An 8,181-nucleotide genomic window follows, 5' to 3' on the forward strand; every position below is an offset into this window, starting at 1 on the left:
GGTCGATGCGGTGCCGGCTAGGTAGATCTTGGCGCCCTCCAAGGGGGTGGTCTTGAGCGCCTCCTCGGCCGCCGATTTGATCCGGTCGATGCGCGCGATGCCCTCGGGCGTCGCGGGATCGCCGCGATGCGAAATGATGAAGCGCGCCGCTTTTCCGTCGGGAGAGACGAAGGACGCCATCGCGCGTTGGAAGTCCGCGTTCTTGAAGACCTCCGGAGGCAGATAGAAGGAGTCGTCGTTGTGGGCGGCATCGAAGGCCTGGCCCATGGCGGTGGCGTTCTGGCTCGTGTCGTCCATCTGGCCCAAGAACCCGGACATGGTGCTGTGGTTCGTCAGCAGGTTGGCACGCGTTGCCTCCAAGATCGCGATCATCCGCGGGAGCTGCGCGAGTATCTGCGGCAGGAGTTCGTCGATTCTCTCCGCATCTTTCAGAATATGGTGGGTTTGTTCGGCAAGCAGGTCGAGGCCGTCGAGCGAATCGAATACGCTTCGCAGTGCAAAGCAGATGGGAATATCGTAGCAATGCTTTTCCCAGTAGAAATAACTTCGAATGGGCCTGAAGAAATCCTCGAAATCGGAGAAGTGAACTTCTGTTTCATCGATTATGCCCACCATTTCTTTCGTTAGGCCGATTGTGTGGTGCGCAAGGTCGGTGAGCCGGTCCTGCAAGCTATAAAGGCGCTTCATCACCGCAATTTGCTCGGTTAACAGATCTGCCTGCTTGAGAAGGTCATTCATAGTCGTTCTAATAAACGTGACATTTTGCAGCATTGCAGCATTTTGCATGCTGATCAGGAAGGGTATCGAAGTGTGCTCAATGGGCGTTCCCTCGGGTCGGGTTATGCCCTGCACCCGAGAAATCCCTGGAACCCGAAAAATCGCCTTGGCGACTTTGTGCAGTACAAGAAAATCGGCCGGGTTGCGCATATCGCGATCCGCCTGGATCATCAGAATGTCGGGCATCATCCGCGATTGTGAGAAATGGCGATTGGCGGCCGCATACCCCAGATTGGCCGGCAGGTCATTGGGCAGATAGGACCGGTCGTCGTAGCTCGTTTTGTAGCCGGGCAGCGTCACCAGGCCAATCAGCGCGACCGCCAACGTCGCGGCGAGAATGGGCGCGGGCCAGCGGACGATCGCCGTGCCGACCCCTCGCCACCGGCGTTGCGCGATCCTGCGCTTGGGATCACCCAGCCCGAAGCGACTCCCGACGGCCAGAATGGCCGGGACCAGCGTGATCGCGATCGCGACCGCGACGAGCATGCCGACGGCGCACGGGACACCAATGGTCTGGAAGATGGGCATCCGAGTGAAGCTCAGGCACAACATCGCGCCGGCGATCGTCAATCCGGAACCCAAGACGACGGGAGTGACGCCGCGGTAAGTGGTGTAGTAAGCCGTTTCGGGGTCTTCGCCGGCCTGACGGGCCTCCTGGTAGCGGCCGAAGAAGAATATCCCGTAGTCGGTTCCGGCCGCCATCGACAGCGTCACCAGCAGATTGATGGCGAATGTCGAGAGCACGACGACGTTGTTGTCGGCGAGAAACGCGATGATCCCCCTGGCCGAGCCGACCTCGATCCCGACCCCGATCGACACCAGCACCGCGGTGGTGACCGAACGGTAGACGATCAGCAGTACCACGAAGATGATCGCGGCTCCGACGAGCGCCATCTTCAGAAGCGATGCGTCGCCGCTGCGCTGCATGTCCGGAATGAGGGCCGCCGGGCCGGTCAGATGGACTTCGAGGCCTTGGGGAGGCGGCGTCTGCTTCATGATGTTCCGGACCGAGGCCACGGATTCCTTCGCCAGGGTGGTGCCCTGGTCGCCGGCCAGATTCAGTTGCACATACGCGGCCTTGCCGTCGGGGCTTTCCACCCCCGCGGCCGTAAGGCGGTCCCCCCACATGTCCTGCACGTGTTCGACATGCCGCGGGTCGTTTCGTAATGCGCGAACCAATTCGCGGTAGTAGGTGTGAGCGTCGTCCCCCAGCGGTTGCTGCGCCTCGAGGACGATCATGGCGAAGCTGTCCGAATCGGACTCTTTGAAAGCCTTGCCCATGGTCGTCATGGCCCGCACCGACGGCGCGTCCTGCGGCGCCAGCGGCACGGAGTGCTCCTCGCCGACCTGCTCCAACGGCGGAACCGCAAAAGTCACGGTGAGTGTCAACGCCACCCACGCGAGGATGATGAACGGTGCAAGCCTGCGGATCGTCCGCGCTACGGAGGGCGGCCGGGGGGCTTCGGCGCTCATGCGGCCTTCCACGGGCGGACGGTAGAGGCTCCCGCGCCGCGCACGTCGACGCGGCAGCCGCTGCTGTCGCTATCGCCTTGTGTCACGATGCTCTCCACGGTTGCCGGTGTTGTCCTCAACTGAAAATCCGCCGCTGACTTCCGCTATCTCAGCAACAAAGCGCGTACCAGCGGGCGGGGCCCGGTCGGCCGAAGTAAGGAACTTGCGGGGCGGGGGCGCACTTGTTGCGGCCACCAGAACCAGCGCCCCAGCAGCGCGGCGACGGAGGGTGTCATGAACGCCCGTACGACCAGCGTGTCGAACAGCAAACCCAGACCGATCGTCGTCCCCACCTGGCCGATCGCGCGCAGGTCGCTGACGAGCATGGACCCCATGGTGAACGCGAAGACCAGCCCCGCGTTCGTCACGACTTTGCCGGTGCCACCCATGGCGCGAATGATGCCGGTGTTTATGCCGGCCCCTATTTCCTCTTTCATCCGGGCCACCAGCAGCAAATTGTAGTCAGACCCCACCGCCAAAAGGACGATCACGGCCATCACGAGAACCGACCAGTGTATTTGTATGCCAAGCAAATCCTGCCAGGCGAACACGGAAAGCCCGAACGACGCGCCCAGCGAGAGCAGTACCGTGCCGACGATAACCAACGCGGCTACAAAGCTTTTCGTCATGATCAGCATGACGATGAAGATGAGACAGAGCGCGGCGACCCCCGCGATCATGAGATCAATCGTGGAACCCCGCACCACATCCCGCACACCCGCCGCGGTGCCGGCGAGGTAGATCTTCGATGCCTCCAGTGGGGTTCCCTTGAGCGCCTCCTCCGCCGCGCTCTTGATCGGATCGACGCGGGAAATGCCCTCCGGGGACGCCGGATCGCCTTTTTGCAGAATGAGCATGCGGACGTTCTTCCCGTCCGGTGACAGGAATATTTTCATGATTCGCTGGAAGTCCTTGTCGTTGAAGGCTTCCGGCGGCAGGTAGAACGAATCATCGTTTTGAGCGGTGTCGAATGCCCGCCCCATGGCGGTGGCATTACTGTTGTCGTCGCCCATATTTCCGAGTACCCCGGACATGGTGCTGTGCATGGTCAGCAGCATGGTCCGTGAACTCTCCATGATCGCGATCATCTGCGGAAACTGGGCGAGTACCTGCGGCAGCAGCAAGTCGACCTGGTCGAGGTCCGTTACGACGTCGGTCAGCTTGTCGGTAACCGCGTCAACGCCGTCGATAGAATCGAATATGCTTCTCAGCGCAAAGCAAATCGGAATGTCGTAGCAGTGTTTTTCCCAGTAGAAGTAACTGCGGATCGGCCTGAGGAAGTCCTCGAAATCCGAGATATGAACTCGCAGGTCGTCCGTGAGGTCCTTTATGTCATGCGTCGTGCCGACCATGTCGTGCGTCGTCGCGACCAGCTGCTCCGTCAGGCCATTGAGGTGCCGCGTGATGTTGATCGCTTCCGCCAGCATGTCGGCCTGTTTGAGCATGTCCTTGAGGCGCGCCTTCTGAAAGAACAGGAATTGCTGCTGCCCGGCGACCTGCATGCTGAGGAAATACGGTGTCGTCGTGTGCTTGATCGGGGTTCCCTCGGGCCGGGTCACGGCCTGCACCGAGGAAATGCCGGGCACTGCGAGGACGGCCTTGGCCAGTTTCTCCAACACCAGGAAATCGGCCGGATTGCGCAGGTCGTGATCCGTCTCGACCAACAGGATCTCGGGCGCCATCATTGCCGACGGCGGAAAATGCCGCGCCGCGGCCTCGTACCCCAAATTGGCGGGGATGTCTTTGGGGATGTACTTCTGGTCGTTGTAGCTGGGCTTGTAACCCGGCAGCGTCAACAGCCCGAGTAGCGTGACCGCCAAGGTGGCGACGAGGATGGGCCCGGGCCATCGAACGATCGCCGTGCCGACCCGTCGCCATGCTCGAGCGTGGGTGTTTCGCCGGGGCTCGAACAGGCCGAAACGGCTTCCGACGGTAAGAACCGCCGGAATCAGCGTGACCGCGACCGCGACGGCGACCAACACGCCCACCGCGCACGGGATGGCCAGAATGTAAAAAGAGGGCAGCCGCGTAAAGATCAGGCAGAAAAGCGCTCCGGCGATCGTCAACCCCGAGGCCAAGACGACCTTGGCGACCCCGTGGTACGTGGTGTAGTACGCCGTTTCCCTGTCCTCGCCGGCCTGACGCGCCTCCTGGTACCGGCCAACGAAAAATATCCCGTAGTCGGTTCCGGCCGCTATCACCAGGGAGACCAGCAGGTTAACGGCGAAGGTGGTGAGGCCGATGGCCCCGTGATGGCCCATAAAGGCAACGATTCCGCGGGCCACCTGCAATTCGATCCCGACGACCACCAACAGCAGAATTACGGTGACCACGGAACGATAAACGAGGAGCAACGTAATGAAGATGACCGCGATGCTCACCGCGGTGATCGTGGCAACGGTCCGGTCACCACTATGGCCCATATCCGCATTGATCGCCGCGGGCCCGGTGACATACGCCTTGACTCCCGGCGGCGCCGGCGTCCGAGCGACGATGCGCTGGATGGCTGCGATCGAGCCGTTGCCCGCGGTCTGGCTCGAGTTGTCGGCAAGAACCACCTGAACATACGCAGCCTTACCATCAACGCTTTGCACGGCGTGTCTGGTTAGTTCATCCCCCCAGAAATCCTGGACGTATGCGACATGTTTCGGATCGTCTCTCAACTGAGAAATCAGGCGGTCGTAATATCTGTGGGCATCGTCGCCTAGGGGCTGCTGACCCTCCAAAACGATCGAAGCCATGCTGGCGGAACCCGCTTGGCGAGATTGGTCAGTGGACTTGAAGTCCTCGTTCATCCGCTCCGCCGCCCTGACGGACGGCGCATTTGTCGGATTCAGGGATACCGAATGCTCGCTCTCCACCTGTTCCAATGACGGAACGCAGACAATCAAGAAGCCGATCATCCCCAGCCACGCCAGGATGATGGGCACCGAAAGTCGACGGATCGTCCGCGCGATCAGTGGTCGACTGTCGTGGAGCGGATCGTTGCTCATGCTGCGTTAAGCGTGCAGGACGTAAAGGCGCTCACCGCGTGCGTGGTCTTCTCGGCTTTGACCACGCCGTCCAGCAGGATGCGGCAGCCGATACTGTCACTGTCACCCTGCGCCGCGACGCTTCTCATGCCCGTTGCCGCGGTGATCGCGAACTCGAATGACCACGGCAGGCTCGCCCCCTCGACATGCTGCGGATCGCCATTGGCGCCGAAATAGCTGATCAAGGCCACGGTCCCGGGTGGTCCGAATACCTCGTACCTCAGGTGCGGGGGATTGTAAGGCTTGTTGTCGACTCTGGTGTCGGCATACGAAAGGCCCTTCTCCGAGCCGAACAGGCCGTGCAGACGCGACACCGTCAGTCCTCCAACCGCGATCACCGCCACTACGACCAGCGGGATCCATAGGCGCTTCAGACCCCGGAGAACCACAGATCCCTGATTTCGGCGACTCTTGCCAGAACGCACTTGTTCTTGGGGTGCGGATGACGGTTGGCGAGCGCGTCGCAGGAGAACGCGCCGCGGACCGGGCGGTTGGTTGGTGTCCTGGCCGCCCTCGGCGGGGACATCGGACCACGCCGGCTCGACATCGCTCACACTGCCCCAGACCACCGCACCACCTTAGCCAACACAAGTTTAATTACGGCACCAAACCATACTGGTGGCCTACGGCGTCCGACCGTGATTTAAGGAACTTCTCAGGGTGATGTGCCGATGCGGTCCCAATCATGCCCACTGGATCGGTGCGCGCGTGACATCCCCCGGGATAGCCGGGCTAACTACGTTATGCTGCCGGACGGCCACGCGAGGGTGAGGCCGCGGCTTTCATCTCGCAGGCGCGCACGGGAAATGAAGGGCCAGGATGGCGCGATGAAATTTGTGCTGGCGTTCTATGGAACTCGCGGCGATGTTGAACCCGGCGTTGCCGTCGGCCGTGAGTTGCTGCGCCGCGGGCACGACGTGCGCATGGCCGTCCCGCCCGACCTGGTTGGCTTCGCCGAGGCGGCAGGGCTTGCGGCCGTCGATTACGGGCCGGATGTCCAGGCCTGGCTGGAGTCGACGCGTAACTTCTGGGCGTTTTTCTTCCGCAACTTCTGGAGGGTTCGGGCGGTGCTCGCGTTTCTGCGCGAGTCCCGGGCACCCGGCACCCGGTGTTGGGGCGAGATGAGCACGATGCTGACCTCGCTGACCGACGGCGCCGATCTGCTGGTGACCGGCATGAGTTATCAGGAACTTGCGGCCAACGTCTCGGAGTATCGCGGCATTCCGTTGGCCACGGTGCTGTGGTTCCCGATACGGGTCAACGGCCGCCTACTTCCGACGCTGCCGCCGCCGATGATCCGCTCGGCCATGAGGGTCTACGAAAGGGTCGTCTGGCGTGGGGTGCGAAAAGTCGAGAGCGCCCAGCGCCGCGAACTGGGCCTACCGGAGGCCACTTGTCCCGCGCCGCGGCGCATCGCCCAACGCCGATCCCTGGAAATACAGGCGTACGACGAGGTCTGTTTTCCGGGGTTGGCGACCGAATGGGCCAGGTGGGATGGGCAACGGCCCTTTGTCGGCACGCTGACGATGGAATCGCCGACGGATGCTGACGAGGAGGTGGCCTCGTGGATCGCCGCCGGAAAACCGCCGATCTTCTTCGGGTTCGGCAGCATTCCCGTCGAATCCGCCGAAGACACGATCGCGATGATCGGCAGGGCCAGTGCGCAATTGGGTGAGCGGGCGCTGATCTGCGCCGCCGCGTCCGACTTCAGCAACGTCCCCCATTTCGACCACGTCAAGGTGGTCGGCGCGGTGAATTACGCGACCATCTTTCCGGCCTGTCGCGCGGTCGTACATCACGGCGGTGCGGGTACCACGGCCGCGGGATTGCGCGCCGGAGTCCCCACGTTGGTGTTGTGGATGGCGGACGTCCAGCTGATATGGGGGGCTGCGGTGAAACGGCTGAAAGTGGGCACCGCTCGGCGCTTTTCGGCCGCTACCGAGAAATCACTGGTCGCGGACCTGCGGACCATCCTCGCCCCGGAATACCTCGCCCGGGCCCGCGAGGTCGCCACTCGGATGACCAAGCCCGGCGAAAGCGTTGCGACCGCCGCTGATCTTGTGGAGGGTTTCGCGCGCCTCAAGCGGGTGGGCTGATCGGCGGCGGACCCCAACGAATCGTCAGGTGGCGAAATGCGCCTGGTTCAGGTATTCGGCTACCCGCAGGGCGTTGGCCGCGACCGTCAGACTGGGATTCAGACCGGCGCTGGACGGGAAGAAGGAGGCGTCCACCACGTAAAGGTTGTCGAGTTCGTGGGCCCGGTTGTGGGCGTCGAGCACGCTGGTTTGGGGATCGGTGCCGAAGCGGCACGTGCCGCAGACGTGGCCCAGGGTCGAGTTGTTCGCGCCGGTCCGCAGTGTGAGCGTGCGAAACGGTTTCAGCACCTCTTTTATCTGCCGCACGAACACCCCGCGGCGTTCGATCTCGCTGGCGTGTAAGCGATAGTGAAGCCGCAGCCGCTGGCGGTCGTCCGCGCCGGGCCGGTCGCTGGGCAAGACTCGGTTATCCAGATACGGCAGGTCTTCCATCATCGGGACCAGCACCAGCCCCCCGTTGAAGAAGCGATCGTAGATCGGTCGCACCGCCGGGCTCATCGCGCGCAGCATCTTTGGCTGCCAGCCGGGCTGGTTGGTCAGCATGTCCATGGATGCCAAATTGGCCATTGCGCCGGCCGACTGCACGGTCCCGTATTTCTGCCCTTCCCAGAAGTAGAAGTCGTTGAGCCCGACTTCCTTGTTTTCGGCCGTGATCTTGCAGCCGCGTTCCGGCCAGACCTCGATCCAGTCCATCAGGTGGCGCATCAGGTTGCGGCCCACGTAGTCCGAGCCGTTGGCCAGCCCGTTGGGCCAGTCACCGGAGC

General features: G+C 62.6%; 5 protein-coding genes. 1 reads left to right on the top strand and 4 read right to left on the bottom strand.

What is annotated here, in order from left to right; all coding sequences use genetic code 11:
* The 3 genes from BST11_RS26110 to BST11_RS26120 all read right to left on the bottom strand — a co-directional run.
* The coding region (locus BST11_RS26110) for an MMPL/RND family transporter (RefSeq protein ID WP_083141078.1) at window positions 1-2,250 on the bottom strand (2,250 nt) is incomplete at its 3' end.
* Window positions 2,251-2,393: 143 nt separating this feature from the next.
* Window positions 2,394-5,282 (bottom strand): MMPL/RND family transporter, encoded by a 2,889-nt coding sequence (locus BST11_RS26115; RefSeq protein ID WP_083141077.1) that lies wholly within the window; start codon window positions 5,280-5,282, stop codon window positions 2,394-2,396.
* The gene (locus BST11_RS26120; RefSeq protein WP_083141079.1) at window positions 5,279-5,695 is read right to left on the bottom strand and encodes an MmpS family transport accessory protein; all 417 of its coding nucleotides are present in this window, start codon (window positions 5,693-5,695) and stop codon (window positions 5,279-5,281) included. Before BST11_RS26120 ends, BST11_RS26115 begins: the two co-directional genes overlap by 4 nt.
* 453 nt (window positions 5,696-6,148) lie before the next feature.
* Between BST11_RS26120 and BST11_RS26125 the strand changes: the two genes are divergently transcribed.
* A complete protein-coding gene (locus tag BST11_RS26125; RefSeq protein WP_083141080.1) occupies window positions 6,149-7,417 on the top strand; it encodes a glycosyltransferase in 1,269 nt (422 codons plus the stop codon).
* Between the two features lie 24 nt (window positions 7,418-7,441).
* Here BST11_RS26125 and BST11_RS26130 read toward each other — a convergent pair.
* The coding region (locus BST11_RS26130) for a GMC family oxidoreductase (protein ID WP_142276589.1) at window positions 7,442-8,181 on the bottom strand (740 nt) is incomplete at its 5' end.

The organism is Mycobacterium alsense (assembly GCF_002086635.1).
Lineage (GTDB): Bacteria > Actinomycetota > Actinomycetes > Mycobacteriales > Mycobacteriaceae > Mycobacterium > Mycobacterium alsense.